The 17625-nt window shown below is 62.9% G+C and carries 15 protein-coding genes; 13 read left to right on the top strand and 2 right to left on the bottom strand.

Going from position 1 to position 17625, the window contains the following annotated elements; all coding sequences use genetic code 11:
* Nucleotides 1-29: 29 nt before the first annotated feature.
* The 12 genes from nusA (at nt 30) to gyrA (ending at nt 15206) form a co-directional block, all read left to right on the top strand.
* Nucleotides 30-1535, top strand: coding sequence for a transcription termination factor NusA (gene nusA, locus B0E50_RS13585; RefSeq protein WP_077441831.1), 1506 nt, complete (start codon nt 30-32; stop codon nt 1533-1535).
* A 147-nt stretch (nt 1536-1682) separates the two neighbouring features.
* The gene (gene infB, locus B0E50_RS13580; protein WP_077441830.1) at nt 1683-4499 is read left to right on the top strand and encodes a translation initiation factor IF-2; all 2817 of its coding nucleotides are present in this window, start codon (nt 1683-1685) and stop codon (nt 4497-4499) included.
* Between the two features lie 89 nt (nt 4500-4588).
* Complete coding sequence (rbfA, locus tag B0E50_RS13575; RefSeq protein ID WP_077441829.1) at nt 4589-4972, top strand: 30S ribosome-binding factor RbfA; 384 nt, start codon at nt 4589-4591, stop codon at nt 4970-4972.
* A 27-nt stretch (nt 4973-4999) separates the two neighbouring features.
* The gene (gene truB / locus B0E50_RS13570; protein WP_077441828.1) at nt 5000-5926 is read left to right on the top strand and encodes a tRNA pseudouridine(55) synthase TruB; all 927 of its coding nucleotides are present in this window, start codon (nt 5000-5002) and stop codon (nt 5924-5926) included.
* A gap of 167 nt (nt 5927-6093) precedes the next feature.
* Complete coding sequence (gene rpsO / locus B0E50_RS13565; RefSeq protein ID WP_007513234.1) at nt 6094-6363, top strand: 30S ribosomal protein S15; 270 nt, start codon at nt 6094-6096, stop codon at nt 6361-6363.
* A 25-nt stretch (nt 6364-6388) separates the two neighbouring features.
* Entirely contained in the window at nt 6389-8494 is a 2106-nt protein-coding gene (gene pnp, locus B0E50_RS13560; protein WP_077441827.1) for a polyribonucleotide nucleotidyltransferase, read from the top strand.
* 121 nt (nt 8495-8615) lie between these two features.
* Entirely contained in the window at nt 8616-9689 is a 1074-nt protein-coding gene (locus B0E50_RS13555; protein WP_077442012.1) for a poly(R)-hydroxyalkanoic acid synthase subunit PhaE, read from the top strand.
* A 12-nt stretch (nt 9690-9701) separates the two neighbouring features.
* Nucleotides 9702-10769 carry a class III poly(R)-hydroxyalkanoic acid synthase subunit PhaC gene (locus tag B0E50_RS13550; protein WP_077441826.1) on the top strand — a complete coding sequence of 356 codons (1068 nt, stop codon included), beginning with the start codon at nt 9702-9704 and terminating at the stop codon, nt 10767-10769.
* Between the two features lie 25 nt (nt 10770-10794).
* Nucleotides 10795-10980: a PspC domain-containing protein gene (locus B0E50_RS13545; RefSeq protein ID WP_077442011.1), complete on the top strand. Its 186-nt coding sequence runs from the start codon at nt 10795-10797 to the stop codon at nt 10978-10980.
* 60 nt (nt 10981-11040) lie between these two features.
* Complete coding sequence (mtnA, locus tag B0E50_RS13540) at nt 11041-12054, top strand: S-methyl-5-thioribose-1-phosphate isomerase (protein WP_077441825.1); 1014 nt, start codon at nt 11041-11043, stop codon at nt 12052-12054.
* Nucleotides 12048-12461, top strand: a complete 414-nt coding sequence (locus B0E50_RS13535; protein WP_139350872.1) for a GtrA family protein — start codon at nt 12048-12050, stop codon at nt 12459-12461. The genes mtnA and B0E50_RS13535 overlap by 7 nt, the downstream gene beginning before the upstream one ends.
* Before the next feature lie 138 nt (nt 12462-12599).
* Entirely contained in the window at nt 12600-15206 is a 2607-nt protein-coding gene (gene gyrA, locus B0E50_RS13530; protein WP_077441824.1) for a DNA gyrase subunit A, read from the top strand.
* 136 nt (nt 15207-15342) lie between these two features.
* Here the strand turns inward: gyrA and B0E50_RS13525 are convergent, their stop codons facing one another.
* Nucleotides 15343-15756: a DoxX family protein gene (locus tag B0E50_RS13525; RefSeq protein ID WP_077441823.1), complete on the bottom strand. Its 414-nt coding sequence runs from the start codon at nt 15754-15756 to the stop codon at nt 15343-15345.
* Nucleotides 15757-16064: 308 nt separating this feature from the next.
* Complete coding sequence (locus B0E50_RS13520; protein WP_077441822.1) at nt 16065-16547, bottom strand: peroxiredoxin; 483 nt, start codon at nt 16545-16547, stop codon at nt 16065-16067.
* Between the two features lie 121 nt (nt 16548-16668).
* Between B0E50_RS13520 and B0E50_RS13515 the strand changes: the two genes are divergently transcribed.
* Nucleotides 16669-17568, top strand: a complete 900-nt coding sequence (locus B0E50_RS13515; RefSeq protein ID WP_077441821.1) for a DnaJ C-terminal domain-containing protein — start codon at nt 16669-16671, stop codon at nt 17566-17568.
* The last annotated feature ends 57 nt before the right edge of the window (nt 17569-17625 follow it).

Below are 17625 nucleotides of genomic sequence, written 5' to 3'. Positions count from 1 at the left end.
CGCCGATGGGCGCCTGTGGAGTAGCTGCAATGAGCAAAGAGCTTTTGCTGGTCGTCGAGGCGGTCGCCAATGAAAAGGGCGTGCCGCTCGATGTGATTTTCGAGGCGATGGAGGCTGCGCTGGCCTCGGCCGCGAAGAAGCGCTATCCGGAAGAGGAACCCGACATTCGCGTGTCGATCAATCACGACACTGGCGAGTACGAAACCTTCCGTCGCTGGGAAGTGATTGCCGACGATGGCGAGATGGAATCGCCGTTCTACCAGCTGCGCCTGATGGATGCGCTGGACGAACGTGCAGACGCCGAGGTGGGCGAATACATCGAGCAGCAGGTCGAGAACGCCGAATTCGGCCGCATTGCCGCGCAGGCCGCCAAGCAGGTGATCGTGCAGCGTGTGCGCGAAGCCGAGCGCCAGCAGGTGGTCGATGCCTTTGCCGACCGCGTCGGTGAACTGGTCACCGGCATCGTCAAGCGCGTCGAGCGTGGCAACATCTACCTCGACCTGGGCAGCAACGCCGAGGCGTTCATTCCGCGCGACAAGACGATTCCGCGCGAATCGGCCCGCGTCGGCGACCGCGTGCGCGGCTACCTTTACGAAGTGAAGTCCGAAGCGCGTGGTCCGCAGCTGTTCGTGTCGCGTGCGGCGCCGGAATTCATGATCGAGCTGTTCAAGCTGGAAGTGCCGGAAGTCGGCCAGGGTCTGGTCGAGATCAAGGGCTGTGCTCGCGATCCGGGCGATCGCGCAAAGATTGCCGTGCTGGCGCATGACAGCCGCACCGATCCGATCGGTGCCTGCATCGGCATGCGCGGCTCGCGTGTGCAGGCGGTCTCCAACGATCTCAACGGCGAGCGCGTCGACATCATCCTGTGGCACGAGAACCAGGCGCAGTTCGTCATCAATGCGATGGCGCCGGCGGAAGTGCAGTCCATCATCATGGACGAGGAAAAGCACTCGATGGACATCGCGGTGGCCGAGGACAAGCTGTCCCAGGCGATCGGCCGCGGTGGCCAGAACGTACGTCTGGCAAGCAAGCTGACCGGCTGGCAGCTCAACGTGATGACCCAGGATCAGGTCACCGCGAAGAGCGAGTCCGAGCAGGAATCCGCGCGCCAGCTGTTCATGGACAAGCTCGAGGTGGACCAGGAAATCGCTGTCATTCTCGTGCAGGAAGGTTTCTCCAGCATCGAGGAAATCGCCTACGTGCCCAGCGCCGAGCTGCTGGCGGTGGAGGGCTTCGACGAGGACATCGTCGAGGAGTTGCGCGCCCGTGCCCGCGACGCGTTGCTGACCGAGGCACTGGCCGTGGAAGAGGGCGTTGACGAGCACAAGCCGTCCGCTGAGCTGCTCGAGCTGCCGGGTATGGACGAGGCGACCGCGTATTCGTTGGCGGCTCGTGAAGTGAGTACGGTCGATGACCTGGCTGACCTGGCAGTGGACGACCTGATCGATATCGAAGGCATGGACGAGGAGCGCGCCGCGGCACTGATCATGGCCGCGCGTGCACCGATGATCGAGCGGCTGGAGAAAGGCGGCTAACCGCGGACGGCCGCACCCTGGATGGGTGCGCCGAGAAGGGCTCGGTAGAGCCTTTCACCACGGATGGAGGTGGCGCGCAGATAATGCCGCACAGACGATAAGGGCCGAACGGGGCCCAAGCGCGGGAACGGCGGAGCAAAGAACACGATGTCGGACGTCACGATCAAACAACTCGCCCAGGTACTGGGCATGCCGGTCGACAAGCTGTTGACGCAGCTTGGTGAGGCAGGCATGAAATTCTCCGATCAGGAGCAGGTCATCAGCAGCACCGAAAAGGTGAAACTGCTGGGCTTCCTGCGCCGCACGCATGGCAAGAATGAAGCCGCCGCCGAAGTCGAGGACAGCGCCCCGCGCCAGATCACCCTCAAGCGCCGTACTGTCGGCGAGCTGAAGGTGGCCACGCCTGGTGGCCGCGGTGCAGCCGGTGCAGCCAAGACGGTCAACGTCGAAGTGCGTGCCAAGCGGACGTATGTCAAGCGTAGTGCGATCGCCGAGGAAGCCGGTGTCGACGGCGAACGCGAGGAGGCTGTGCGCAAGCTGCAGGAATCCCAGCAGCAGCGTGAGCAGGAAGAACGCGAGCGCATCGAGGCCGAACAGCGCCGTCATGAAGAGGCGCAGCAGCGTGCCCTCGATGAGCAGCAGGAACAGGCGCGGCGCCAGTCCGAGGCGCAGGTCGCCGTCGAGACAGATGTGGCTGCCAGTGCGCAGGAGGCCATCACGACGCCGGTCGCCGAGACTGCTGCGACGGACAAGAGCGAAGACGAATCTGCTGCTGTACAGCGCATGGATCAGCGCGATCTGGGCATGATCCTGCCGCGCATCCATGAGCCGCGCAAACGCGAAAAGCTGGTCAAGCCGGTACCTGTACCCGCCCCGGCTGCTCCGGCGGCCCCGGTAACGCCAGCGGCCCGCCCGGGTCCAGCCGTCAACGCGACAGCACCGGCTGCTTCGGGTGACGCCGGTCGCGGCAAGGCTCCGCGACATGGCCGCGAACGCGACGAGATCAACGGCAGCAAGGAAGAGCGTGATGGCAGCAAGCGTTTTGCTGGCGGCCAGATGCATCTGAGCGATGCCGATCGGGCTCGCCGTTCCTCCTCCAGCAACAAGCGCGGCAAGCCAGGTCGTGGCGGTGTTCGCGAATTGAGCCGTAGCAGCAATGCACCGTCCGGCCCGCACGGGTTCTCGCGACCGACGGCTCCCGTGGTGCGCGAAGTGATGGTGGGCGATGCCAACATCGTCGCCGAGCTTGCACAGAAGATGGCGGTCAAGGGTTCCGAGGTGGTCAAGGCGCTGTTCAAGATGGGCGTGATGGCGACCATCAACCAGACCATCGATCACGACACTGCCGTGCTGGTGGTCGAGGAGCTTGGCCACACACCGGTGGCCGATACCCAGAACAATGCCGAGGAAACGCTGGCGGCACATACCCAGAACGTCGAGCTGGAAGGCGAGAAGGTCACGCGCCCGCCGGTGGTGACCATCATGGGCCATGTCGATCACGGCAAGACCTCGCTGCTCGATTACATCCGTCGCACCAAGGTGGCTGCCGGCGAAGCCGGTGGCATCACCCAGCATATCGGTGCGTACCACGTGGAAACATCCAAGGGCGTGATCACGTTCCTGGATACCCCGGGCCATGCCGCGTTCACCTCGATGCGTGCCCGTGGCGCGCAGTCGACCGACATCGTGATCCTGGTCGTAGCCGCCGACGACGGCGTGATGCCGCAGACGGTGGAAGCGGTGAAGCATGCGCGCGCCGCCAAGGTGCCGCTGATCGTCGCGGTCAACAAGATGGACAAGGACGGCGCCAACCCCGACAACGTCAAGCAGGGCCTGGTGCAGTATGAAGTCGTGCCGGAAGACTGGGGCGGCGACGTCCAGTTCATCCCGGTATCGGCCAAGACCGGCGCGGGCGTCGAGGATCTGCTCGATGCGATCTCGGTACAGGCTGAGGTCATGGAACTCAAGGCCGTCGCCGATGGCCGCGCCTCCGGCGTGGTGATCGAGTCCCGTCTGGATCGTGGCCGCGGCCCGGTCGCGACCGTGCTGGTGCAGCAGGGCACGCTGCGCAAGGGCGACTTCGTCGTCTGCGGTATCGAATATGGCCGCATGCGCGCGCTGATCGACGAAACCGGCCAGCAGGTGCTGGAAGCCGGTCCGTCGATCCCGGTGCAGGTGCTGGGTCTGTCCGGCGTGCCGGAAACCGGCGACGACTTCGTCTGCGTCGAGGACGAGCGCCTCGCCCGCGAAGTGGCGCAGGAGCGCGAGCTCAAGCGCCGCGAAACGCGCATGGTCAGCAAGAGCAACCGGCTCGAGGACATCATCGCCAAGATGGGTCAGGGCGTGGAGCAGCAGACGCTCAACATCCTGGTCAAGGGCGATGTGCAGGGTTCGGTCGAGGCACTGCGCGAGTCGCTGACCCAGATCGGCAACGATCGGGTCAGGGTCAACGTGGTCTCGTCCGGCGTGGGCGGCATCAACGAATCCGACGCCACCCTGGCGGCGGCTTCGAAGGCGCTGGTCATCGGCTTCAACGTGCGCGCCGACGCGTCGGCGCGCAAGGTGATCGAGACGGCTGGCCTGGATGTACGTTACTTCTCGATCATCTATGACGTGATCGACCAGGTGACCCAGGCGGCGACTGGCCTGCTCGGCATGGAAGTGCGCGAGGACATCATCGGCACCGCCGAAGTCCGCGACGTGTTCCGCAGCTCCAAATTCGGCGCCGTGGCCGGTTGCATGGTCACCGAAGGCTCGGTCAAGCGCAGCAAGCCGATCCGCGTGCTGCGTGACAACGTGGTGATCTTCGAGGGCGAGCTGGAATCGCTGCGTCGCTTCAAGGATCTGGTCGACGAAGTGCGCAACGGCATGGAGTGCGGCATCGCGGTCAAGCAGTACAACGACGTGAAGCCGGGTGACCAGATCGAGTGCTTCGAGCGCACGGAAGTGGCGCGCACCCTGTAATGAACTGTTGCCTTTCCCCTGCAAAGGGGGAAGGGCGAGGTCCGTCGCCGTATCATGGCGACGGACCTCGATCTGATTTGGAGAGACTCATGCCATCCCGTGATTTCAAGCGTACCGACCGCATCGGTGCCGAGTTGCGCCGCGAACTGGGTTTGCTGGTGCATGCGGCCGTGCGTGATCATGGGCTGCCGTCGGTCAGCGTATCGGACGTGGAAATCACCCGTGACCTGGATTGGGCCACCGTATGGGTGACAGCCATGCTGCCCGAGCAGGGGTTGCCGACCGTGAAGGCACTGAATGCGATGGGCCACGAAATCCGCCACTCACTGGCGCACAGCGGCATGCGCATGCGCCGGGTGCCGGAGCTGAAATTCAAGTACGACGACTCGGTCGACAAGGGCGAACGCATCGAATCGCTCCTGCGTGAACAGGCGCGTGATCTGATGCCGCCGACCGGCGACAAGCAGGATTGAACCGGGACATTGGGTGCTGCTGAACCGATGAGTCGTCTGCCGCGTATCCAGCACCGTGATCTGCACGGCATCGTCTTGCTGGACAAGCCGCTGGGTCTGAGTTCCAACCAGGCATTGCAAACCGTGCGCCGGCTTTTGCGCGCGGCCAAGGGCGGCCATACCGGAGCGCTCGATCCGCTGGCCACCGGCCTGTTGCCACTGTGTTTCGGCGAAGCGACCAAGCTGGCCGGCAGCCTGCTTGGCGCTCGCAAGGCCTATGTAGCCGAGTGTCGGCTCGGCATCACCACTGATACGGCCGATCGTGAAGGCGAAATTTTGCAGCAGCGTCCCGTACCGAAGCTCGATGAAGCCATCATCGAGGCGGCACTGGCAAAACTGCGCGGGCGCATCATGCAGGTGCCGCCGATGTATTCGGCGCTCAAGCTGGATGGCGAGCGACTGTATGCCAAGGCGCGCCGTGGTGAGATCGTCGAAGTGCCTGCGCGCGAGGTGGAAATTCACCGGTTCGAACTGCTGGCGCGTACGGACGATGCGCTGACACTGCTGGTGGAATGCGGCTCCGGCACCTACGTGCGTTCGCTGGCGGTGGATTTGGGCGAGGATCTGGGTTGTGGTGCGCACCTGACCGCTCTGCGTCGGCTGTGGGTGGAACCGTTTCGCGAACCGCGCATGGTCTCGCTGGCTGAACTGGAGCAGGCGGCGGAGCAGGACGACGAGGCGTTGCTGGCGTGGTTGTTGCCCGTTTCGGCCGGATTGTCCGATTTGCCATCGTTGCAGCTCGACGAAGCGCAAGGCATGGCCATTTCACGCGGTCAGCAAGTCGTCCTGCCGGGGCTGCCGGCTGCCGGCCGTTGTGCCGCGTTCGCCAGTGATGGCGTACTGCTGGCCGTGCTGGAGGCGGACGAGGCAGGCCGCGCGCGCATCCTGCGTGGCTTCAACTTGCCGCCCGGCTGAAGAAATTGCGCCGATAAGCCGCTCCGCACTTGTTGTAACACCACTCCCATCAGTAGAATAGACAAGTTAATTCAACGCTTTCATTCAACTAGACGAAGCTTGTGCATGCGTCATCCAGATGATGCATGCACAAGCTTCGCATCGCCTTTCCAAGGAAACACATACCCATGTCTCTTACTGCAGAACAGACCGGCAAGATCATTGCTGATTTCGGCCGCGTGCCGAACGACACCGGTTCGACCGAAGTCCAGGTGGCCCTGCTGTCCGCCCGCATCGACCATCTCACCGGCCACTTCAAGGAACACAAGCAGGATCACCATTCCCGCCGTGGCCTGCTGAAGCTGGTCAACCAGCGCAAGCGCCTGCTCAGCTATCTGAAAGATCGCGATCTTGCGCGCTACCAGACCCTGATCGAACGCCTCGGCCTGCGCCGTTAATCCACCGGACGAGGAGTAGAACAACGTGGCAAAAGTAACCAAGTCATTCCAGTACGGTAGTCACGAAGTCACGCTGGAGACGGGCGAAATTGCCCGCCAGGCGTCCGGCGCGGTGATGGCCAGCATGGGCGGCACCGTGGTGCTGGTCACCGCCGTGGCGGCCACCAAGCAGAAGGAAGGGCAGGATTTCTTCCCGCTCACCGTCGACTACGTGGAAAAGTTCTACTCCGCCGGTCGCATCCCGGGCGGTTTCTTCAAGCGCGAAGGCCGTCCGACCGAGAAAGAGACGCTGACTTCGCGTCTGATCGATCGTCCGGTGCGTCCGCTGTTCCCGGAAGACTTCAAGAACGAGGTGCAGGTCATCGCACAGGTCGTCTCGCTGAACCCCGAGGTTGACGGCGACATCGTCGCGCTGCTCGGCGCGTCCGCCGCGCTGTCGCTGGCCGGCATTCCGTTCAAGGGTCCGATCGGCGCAGCCCGCGTCGGTTACGCCAATGGCCAGTATCTGCTGAACCCGTCGCATACCGAACTGAAGACCTCCGAGCTGGATCTGGTCGTCGCCGGTACTTCGGGTGCCGTGCTGATGGTGGAATCCGAAGCCAAGCTGCTGTCCGAAGACGTGATGCTCGGCGCAGTGATGTTCGGTCACCAGCAGATGCAGGTCGCGATCCGTGCGATCGCCGAGCTGGCAGCCGAAGCGGCCAAGCCGTCATGGGACTGGCAGGCACCGGCTCGCAACGAGTCGCTGGTCGCCGCCCTCAAGGGAGCGGTCGGCAGCAAGCTGGAAGAGGCCTTCCAGGTGCGCGACAAGCTGCAGCGCCGCGATGCGATCTCCGCGATCAAGGCCGACGTGCTGGGTTCGCTCAAGACCGAGGCTGAAGAGAAAGGTTGGGCCGCAGGTGAGCTGTCGAAGGAATTCGGCGAGCTTGAGTACCACACCATGCGCGACAGCGTGCTGAAGACCAAGGTGCGCATCGACGGCCGTCAGCTCGACGACGTGCGTGCGATCACCGTGCGCGTCGGCGTGCTGCCGCGTACCCACGGTTCGGCACTGTTCACCCGTGGCGAGACGCAGGCGCTGGTCGTCGCCACGCTGGGCACCACGCGTGATGCACAGATCATCGACGCACCGGAAGGCGAGTCGAAGGATCCGTTCCTGTTCCATTACAACTTCCCCCCGTTCTCGGTGGGTGAAGCTGGCCGCTTCGGCGCGCCGAAGCGTCGCGAGATCGGCCACGGCCGCCTCGCCAAGCGCGGTGTGCAGGCAGTGAAGCCGACGATCGAGGAATTCCCGTACGTGGTGCGCGTGGTCTCGGAAATCACCGAGTCCAACGGTTCCTCGTCGATGGCCTCGGTGTGCGGTTCCTCGCTGGCGATGATGGATGCGGGCGTGCCGTTGAAGGCGCCGGTGGCCGGTATCGCGATGGGCCTGGTCAAGGAAGGCAACGACTTCGTCGTGCTGTCCGACATCCTGGGCGACGAGGATCACCTCGGCGACATGGACTTCAAGGTGGCCGGTAGCGCCGATGGCATCTCTGCGCTGCAGATGGACATCAAGATCGACGGCATCACCGAAGAGATCATGAAGGTGGCACTGGCCCAGGCCAAGCGCGGTCGCCTGCATATCCTCGGCGAGATGGCCAAGGTCATCACCACCGCCCGTGCGGAGATGAGCGAGTATGCCCCGCGTCTGATCACCATCAAGATCCATCCGGACAAGATCCGCGAAGTGATCGGCAAGGGTGGCGCCACGATCCGCTCGATCACCGAGGAGACCGGCACCACGATCGACATCAGCGATGACGGCACCATCGTCGTCGGCTCGGTCAATCGCGAGGCAGGCGAGGCGGCACGCAAGCGCATCGAGCAGATCGTCTCCGACGTCGAGCCGGGCCGCATCTACGAGGGCAAGGTCGCCAAGCTGATGGACTTCGGTGCATTCGTCACGATCATGCCGGGCAAGGATGGTCTGGTGCACGTATCGCAGATCTCCAGCGAGCGCGTCGAGAAGGTTTCCGACAAGCTCAAGGAAGGCGACATCGTCAAGGTCAAGGTGCTGGAAGTGGACAAGCAGGGCCGCATCCGCCTGTCGATGAAGGCCGTGTTGGAAGACGAAAGCACCAACGCCTGAGTAGCAAAATAGTCTGAATACACAAGGCTCGGCTCATGCCGGGCCTTGTGCGTTTTGGCGTGGTGATTTTGTGCAACAGGGTTTTGCTACGATGCAGGGAACCTTGCACGAGGATGCACCGATGGCTGACCCGGCAAACGATTTCATCAGGGATTACCAGGCGCTTGCGCAACAGTCCTGGGATGCCTGGACGCGTCAGTTGCAACAGCAACAGTCCCAGCCTGCGGGTAGTCCATTTTTCACGCCGCCGACCGCACCGGCTTCCGGCAATGACACGCTGGAACGTACCCTGGCAGGTCTGAAGGGCTATTTCGACTGGATGCAGGGCGCAGCCGCCGGCGGCGCCGCGGCGGCGCCGGCTGATTGGCGTCAACAAGTGCAGCAGCTGTTCGGCGGTGCCAGCCAGCCGTTTGCCCAGGCGTTCAGTGGTATCGACAGTGCGGGTGCGGAAGGCTTTGCCCGGCAATGGCAGTCGTGGATGCAGGCGGTGCAGCACAGCGGCTTCGGGGATCTGCCGGGCGCGCATGGGCCGACGCCTGCCTTCGGCCTCAACCGCGAGCAGCAGATGCAGCAGCAGGCGATGAGCGCTGCGGTGCTAGCTTCGTTGCAGGCTTCCGCGCGCTATCAGGCGCTGATCCAGCGCGCTAACACGCAAGGCATGGCGCGATTGCAGGGCAAGCTGGCACAACATGCCGAGCCGGATCGCCAGATCGATTCGCTGAAGGCGCTGTATGACCTGTGGGTGGATTCAGCCGAAGAGGCGTACGCCGAGATCGCGCTCTCGGACGAATTCCGCGAAGCCTATGGCGAGATGGTCAACACGCAGATGCATGTGCGCCAACTGCAGCAGCAGCAGACCGAGCAGATGTGCCAGCAACTGGGCGTGCCAACACGCAGCGAAGTATCCAGTCTTGGCGAGCGATTGCAGGCATTGCGCCGCGAGTTCCGTGCCGGTCAGACGTCGGCGACGAATGATCATGCCGACGAGATCATGGCACTGCGCCGCGAACTGGCGGCACTCAAGCGTCAGCTCGCCAGTACTCCGGCAGCGGCAGCGCCCAGCGCCAAGCCGGTTGCCTCTGCAAAGACACGCGCATCAGCGGCAGCAAAGGTCGTCAGCAAGGCTCCAGCTGCGGCGCTGCGCAAGAAGGCGGTCGTTTCCAAGTCCCGCAACAGCCCGTCCAAGCGCAAGTAAGGAGACCTCGTCATGCATACGCCATTGCGCATCGACCCGACCAAGGCTCTTGGGGACATCGCCACGTTTCAGCGCAAGCTCGCTGCCGGCATGGGCCACCTGCGCGGCATGCGCGAGCCCGAATACGCGAATACACCGCGCAAGCTGGTCTACAGCGAGGACAAGCTGAAGGTATGGCACTTCGAGGGTCACAGCAGGCCTACCGCGAAGACGCCATTGCTGATCGTCTACGCGCTGGTCAATACGGTGTGGATGACCGACCTGCAGGCCGACCGCTCGATGGTGCGCAACCTGCTGGAGCAGGGCGAGGATGTCTACCTGATCGACTGGGGTTATCCCGATGGCGCCGATCGCTGGCTGACCCTCGATGATTACATCAACGGTTATCTCGATCGTTGCGTCGATGTCGTGTGCCAACGGCACGGACTGGATGCGATCAACCTGCTTGGTATCTGCCAGGGTGGCGCGTTCTCGTTGAGCTACACCGCGCTGCACGCGGACAAGGTGAAGAACCTGATCACCATGGTCACGCCGGTGGATTTTCACACGCCGGACAACATGCTGTCGCACTGGTGCCGCAACATGGACGTGGACTTGTTCGTCGACACCATGGGCAATATCCCCGCCGGGCTGATGAATTACGTCTACCTCACGCTGAAGCCGGTGCGACTGAACCAGCAGAAATACATCGGCATGGTCGACATCCTCGATAATCCAACCGAGCTGGAGAATTTTCTGCGCATGGAGCGCTGGATCTTCGATTCGCCGGATCAGGCGGGTGAGGCGTTCCGCCAGTTCATCAAGGATTTCTACCAGGGCAACAAACTGGTCAAGGGCACGCTGGAGATCGGCGGCAAACTGGTGGATCTGGGCATGGTGACCCACCCGGTGCTGAACATCTTCGCCGAGCAGGATCATCTTGTGCCACCGGATGCCTCGCGTGCGATGGGCAAGCATGTCGGCACCACCGACTACACCCAGTTGGCGTTCAAGGGTGGCCACATCGGCATCTATGTGTCCGGCCGCGCGCAGCGCGAGGTACCACCGGCTATCCATCAATGGCTGAGTGCGCGAGACTGACGTCTTTCCCGCGGAGATCGTCGATATGGAGAAGCGTTTACACCGCTCGCGCAGTGACAGAAAACTCGCCGGGGTCTGCGGCGGCATTGCCGAATATTACGGCTGGGACCCGACCCTGGTGCGGGTGGCCTGGATCGTGCTGACCCTGCTGGGAGGGTCGGGCATCCTCATTTACCTGATCATGTGGCTGGTCATGCCAGAGGCGCCGTGAGCGTTCATGCTTGGACATGCCGTGATCCGACCCGTTTGACTGAATAACAAAGACATATCCATGGATTACGACCGTTACGACCGCATCCGTGCCGTGCAATGGCAGGGTGACCATCTGCGATTGCTCGATCAGCGCCTGCTGCCGCGCGAGGAGCGCTGGATCGACTGTGCTGACGCCAGCCATATCACGCAGGCGATCAAGGATCTGGCCGTGCGCGGTGCGCCGGCGATCGGCATTGCTGCCGCGTGGGGCGTGGCGCTGGCAGCAAAACAGGGTGAGCCGCTCGATGAAGTGCTGGCCACATTGCGTGCTGCGCGGCCCACCGCGGTGAACCTGATGTGGGCGCTGGACCGGATGAAAAAGCGCATCGCGGCCGGTGCCGATGCGGAGGCGCTGGTGCGTGAGGCGCAAGCCATCCAGGACGAGGATCTGGCTGCCAATCGCAAAATGGGCGAGTTGGGCGCTGCGTTGATCCGAGCACATTCCGGCGTACTGACCCATTGCAACACCGGCTCCCTGGCCACAGCTGGTTTCGGCACCGCGCTGGGCGTGATCCGTGCCGGCGTGGCCATGGGCCGGATCGACCATGTCTATGCCGGCGAAACCCGCCCGTGGCAACAGGGTGCGCGCCTGACCATGTGGGAGCTGGTGCGCGATGGCCTTCCGGCGCAGCTGATCGCCGACTCCGCGGCGGCACACCTGATGAAGTCCGGTGCCGTGCAATGGGTGATCGTTGGTGCCGATCGCATTGCCGCAAACGGCGATACGGCGAACAAGATCGGCACGTACCAGCTGGCGATCACCGCGAAGTATCACGGTGTGAAATTCATGGTGGCGGCGCCGTCATCGACGGTCGACATGGCCACCGGCACCGGCGAGGAAATCGAGATCGAGCTGCGCGATCCGGCCGAGTTGCTCAGCATCGGTGGCCAGCGCACGGTCGTCGAAGGTGCACAGGCGTGGAACCCGGTATTCGACGTGACGCCCGCCGAACTGATCGACGCGATCGTGACCGAACGCGGCGTGATCGAGCGGCCGAACAGCATCGCGATGCAGGCGATGTTCGGATGGTGAAGCTGTCGCGCGAGATCACGCTGTTTGCCGTTGGTGGTATCGGCGGTCTGGTGGTCGACACGGGCATCGTGCAGTTGCTGGTGGGCTTTGCACACTGGAATCCCTATCTGGCGCGAGTGCCTTCATTCCTGTCCGCGGCCACGTTCACCTGGTGGTGGAACCGCCGCTACACCTTCGCTACGCGTCGGAGCGATCGTGCCGCGCATGCCGAGTTGCTGCATTGGATAGGGCTGATGAGCTTCGGTGCGGTGATCAATTACGGGATTTATGCGTTGCTGCTGATGAGCTTTCCCGCCCTGCATCGCTGGCCGGCACTGCCTGCGGCGGCCGGTTCGGTGGTCGCCGCGCTGGTCAATTTTTCGACAGCCCGCGGAATGCTTTTCAAGAGTCCCAAGACGCTAGTGTAAGTTATTGATTAACAACAACTAAATCCTGTCGTTTTGATGTCATTCGTGCTACACTTCTCAGGTTGATTTCGGGTCGCTTGCGCATGCGCTGGAGGCGCGGCGCCAGCGTCCTTCTACGTCATCAGGAAATGAAAATTCATGGCAGAACTCGCCAAAGAAATCATTCGCGTCAACATCGAAGACGAGATGCGCCAGAGTTACCTCGATTACGCCATGAGCGTGATCGTGGGCCGCGCCCTCCCGGATGTCCGTGATGGTCTGAAACCGGTGCATCGTCGCGTGCTGTTCGCGATGAACGAACTCGGTAACGTCTGGAACAAACCCTACAAGAAGTCGGCCCGCGTGGTCGGTGACGTGATCGGTAAATACCATCCGCATGGCGATCAGTCGGTCTACGACGCGATCGTGCGCATGGCGCAGCCGTTCTCGCTGCGTTACCTGCTGGTCGATGGCCAAGGCAACTTCGGCTCGGTCGATGGCGACAACGCCGCTGCGATGCGATACACCGAAGTGCGCATGTCGCGGCTCACGCATGAGCTGCTGGCGGACATCGACAAGGAAACCGTCGACTTCGGCCCGAACTACGACGAGAGCGAACACGAGCCGCTGGTCTTGCCGGCGCGCGTGCCGAACCTGCTGGTGAACGGCTCGGCCGGTATCGCCGTCGGCATGGCCACCAACATTCCGCCGCACAACCTCAACGAGGTGATTGCGGCGACGATAGCGCTGATTGATGAGCCGACGCTCTCGATCGACGATTTGATGCATTACATCCCGGGGCCGGATTTCCCGACCTACGGCATCATCAATGGCTCATCCGGCATCATCGAGGCGTACCGCACCGGTCGCGGCCGCATCCTGGTGCGCGCGAAGGCCGAGATCGAGACCGAAGCGAATGGCCGCGAGACGATCATCGTCCACGAGCTGCCGTACCAGGTGAACAAGGCACGGCTGATCGAGAAGATCGCCGAGCTGGTCAAGGAAAAGAAGCTCGAAGGCATCAGCGAGCTGCGCGACGAGTCCGACAAGGACGGCATGCGCGTCGTCATCGAGATCCGCAAGGACGCGATGGGCGACGTGGTGCTGAACAACCTGTTCCAGCAGACCCAGCTGCAGGTCACGTTCGGCATCAACATGGTGGCGTTGCTCGATGGCCAACCGAAACTGCTGAACCTCAAGGACATCCTCGAAGCGTTCATCCGTCACCGTCGCGAGGTGGTCACCCGACGCACGATCTTCGAGCTGCGCAAGGCGCGTGCCCGCGCGCACATACTCGAAGGCTTGACCGTTGCGCTGGCCAACATCGACGAGATGATCGAGCTGATCAAGACCTCGGCCTCGCCGGCCGAAGCGCGCGAGCGCATGCTGGCACGCAAGTGGCAGCCAGGCATGGTCGGTGCGCTGCTGTCGGCTACTGGCGCCGATGCGTCGCGTCCGGAGGACATGGATCCGCGTGATGGCCTGAAAGCTGACGGCTACCAGCTCTCCGATGTACAGGCGCAGGAAATCCTCGCGATGCGCCTGCATCGCCTGACCGGGCTGGAGCAGGAAAAGCTGTCCGACGAATATCGTCAGATCCTGGAAACCATCCGTGGCCTGATCGAGATCCTGGAGAACCCGAACCGGCTGCTCGAAGTGATCCGCGAGGAACTGGAAGCGGTCAAGGCCGAGTTCGGCGATGCGCGTCGCACCGAAATCCAGCATTCTCAGGAAGACCTCAATGTCCTCGACCTGATCGCGCCGGAAGACGTGGTGGTCACGCTGTCGCACACCGGCTACATCAAGCGTCAACCGGCCAGCACCTACCGTGCGCAGAAGCGCGGCGGCAAGGGTCGTTCGGCCTCGGCGCTGAAGGACGAGGATTTCGTCGAGCAGCTGTGGGTGGTCAACACGCACGATACCTTGCTCACCTTCACCAGCACCGGTCGCGTGTATTGGCTCAAGGTCTACCAGATGCCGGACGCCGGCCCCGGTGCGCGCGGCAAGCCGATCATCAATCTGCTGCCGCTGGGCGCGGGCGAGAAGGTGCAAGCGGTGGTGCCGGTGCGCGAGTACCGCGACGACTGCTTCGTGTTCTTCGCTACGAAACAGGGCACGGTGAAGAAGACGCCGCTGACCGAGTTCGCGTTCCAGCTGCAGAAGGGCAAGATCGCTATCAAGCTCGATGAGGGCGATGCGCTGGTCAACGTCGAGCTCACCGACGGCAACAGCGACATCCTGCTGTTCGCCTCGAATGGCAAGGTCAATCGCTTCGACGAAAACACCGTGCGCTCGATGGGCCGCACCGCCACCGGCGTGCGCGGCATGCGGCTGGCCGAAGGCGCGCAGGTCGTTTCGCTGATCGTGGCTGCCGAGGGTGACATCCTCACTGCCACCGAACGCGGCTACGGCAAGCGAACCCAGCTGGTCGAGTTCACCAAGAAGGGCCGCGGTACCCAGGGCGTGATCGGTATCCAGTGCTCCGAACGCAATGGCGCGCTGGTCGGCGCCGTGCAGGTCACCGAGGCGCACGAGCTGATGCTGATCTCCAACCAGGGCACCTTGGTGCGTACCCGCGTGGCGGAAGTCTCGCAGCTCGGCCGCAATACCCAGGGCGTCACCCTGATCAAGCTGCCTGCTGATGAAAAACTTGTCAGCGTGATGCGGCTGGATGCGGATGAGGACAATGGTGAAGAGCTTGGCGTGGCCAGTGGTTTGCCACCGGATGGGCCGATACCAAGCGAAGCAGAGACCGAAGAAACCTGATCCTTGATAAACTGCTTGTCATGAAGCCCCGGCATTGCCGGGGCTTTTTTTTAGCACTCTTTCTAGCTAGTTAGCACTCTGGCTGGCGATTGTGCGTGCTCCGGGACAGAAACCGCACGCCAAATGTATCGGCGGCCTATTTTCGATCGATCGAGTACTTGCCTGGCCCCATGATGCATAACAGCAACAGGCCGCCCGTGATCGACACATTCTTGTAGAAGTTGATCATGTTCGCCATGCGCTCGCCGTCGAGCATGGTCCAGTAGTGATGACCGATCACGGCGGTGGCCAACGTATACAGGGCCAGCAGCAAGGCGAGCGGTCGCGTGTAGAAGCCGAGCACGATCGCGATGCCCACGAAAAACTCCATGACGACGGCAATGATGCTCGCAACGGTGGGTAACGGCGTGCCCTCCGCCATCATGTAGGCGACCGTGCCGGTGAAGCCGGTCAGCTTGCTCCAGCCAAACAGCACGAACAGGATCACCAGCAATACGCGCGCCACCAGAATCAGTTCGTCTTTGCGGCTGTCGAAGAGTGTGTATCGCACAATGGTTTCCCCTTTGTCGGTTGAATTGCGGATGCGGCGATGACGCGTTCTGATGCTTCCTGCAGCCGATCGTCACGTTCGGGCCACGAAATGGAATATAGACTCGCGGCCTTTCGCGGACCAAGCGAAATCACTGTGCCTGGAGAGCCAAGGCTTGACTTGATTCCAGTGGTCGCGACGCAAAATGTTGCGTACTGGTCAGCATACTCGCCGGTTTAGTACGGTGGTGCCGGATGGGACGTCTTGACGGCGTACCTTTCGATGACCGATGCGCTCACGCAGCGTCGTTCCCACCGATGAAAGCATGCCTAGCCGGCGATGGCCTCAAGCATGGCCGTGGCGCTGGTGACGCGAAACTCGCCTGGTGCCTCGACGTGCAATTGTCGGACCACACTATCCTCGGCATACAGCGCAAAGCGACGAGCACGCAGGCCCATGCCATAGCTGGTGCCATCCAGCTCCAGACCCAGTGCGCGGGTGAAGCTGCCATTGCCGTCGGCGAGCATCAGCAGTCCCTGCGGTACATGCTGTGCCTGTGCCCAGGCCTGCATCACGTAGGCGTCGTTGACAGCCAGGCACATCACCGTGACACCGCGATCCGCGAATGCCTGATAGTGTTCCACGTAGCCGGGCAGGTGCCTGTTGGAGCAGGTGGGCGTGAACGCGCCGGGCACCGCGAACAGAACCACCTTGCGACCGTCGAACAGCTCTGCGGCAGTGCGAGGCTGGATATCGCCATCAATGACCGTGATAGCCACATCAGGAAGATGGTCGCCGGGCTGGATAGTCATCGGATGTTCGTCGACAGGCAGGAAACGGCGATACTAAACCTCGAAGAGGTCCGCTGTCGCCTTGAATCAGGCGGCGATGGACCTACTTCCTGAGCAGGCCGTTCGAGGCCGGGGAGCGGCAGTGGAATTCAAAGACTATTACGAGATCCTGGGCGTGAAGCCCGATGCCAGCGAGGCCGAGATCAAGGCCTCTTATCGCAAGCTGGCGCGCAAGTACCATCCGGACAAGAACAAGGAAGCTGGCGCCGAGGAGAAATTCAAGGCGATCAACGAGGCCAACGAAGTGCTCAAGGACGCCGAGAAGCGGCGCTCCTACGATCAGCTGCGTGCCGGCGGCTACCGCGGTGGCGAGCAATTCCGCCCACCACCTGGCTGGCAAGGCCAGGGCCAGGGTTTCGGCGATGGTGGCGACGGCGATTTCAGCGATTTCTTCGAGAGCCTGTTCGGCCGAGGCGGCGCTGGAGGCCAGCGTGGCCAGCCGCGCCCACGCAGAGGCCAGGACGTGCAAGCGTCGGTGCGGATCGATCTGCAGACCGCGTTCGATGGTGGCCGCACGCGCCTGGCGATGCATGACCCGGCCGGTGGCGAACGCGTGCTGGAAGTGAAGATCCCGGCCGGCATCAACCCCGGACAGGTGATCCGCCTTTCGGGCCAGGGCCAGCCCGGCATGGCGGGTGGGCCGAATGGCGACCTGTTGCTGGAAGTAGGCATTCACGACGATGCCCGCTTCCGCCTGGACGGTCGCAACGTCGTACATGTGCTGCCGATCACGCCGTGGGAAGCGGCGCTTGGCGCCACGATACCGGTACCGACGCTGGCCGGCACGGTGGACCTGCGCATACCGGCGGGTTCGCAGTCGGGCCGCAAGCTGCGCCTGAAGGGCCGTGGCATGCCGGGGGCACACCCGGGCGATCAGATGGTGGAGCTGTCGATCCGGGCGCCGGCGCCGGAGAGTGACGACCAGCGTGCCGCCTACGAAGCGCTGCATGAGCACTTCAAGGATTTCGATCCGCGCCGGTGATCAGGTTTTCCTTCAGCCAACGAAAAACGGCGCCGAAGGCGCCGTTTTGATGAACCC

Source organism: Rhodanobacter sp. C01 (genome assembly GCF_002001045.1).
GTDB lineage: Bacteria > Pseudomonadota > Gammaproteobacteria > Xanthomonadales > Rhodanobacteraceae > Rhodanobacter.
This window is presented reverse-complemented; position numbering and strand designations above follow the sequence as displayed.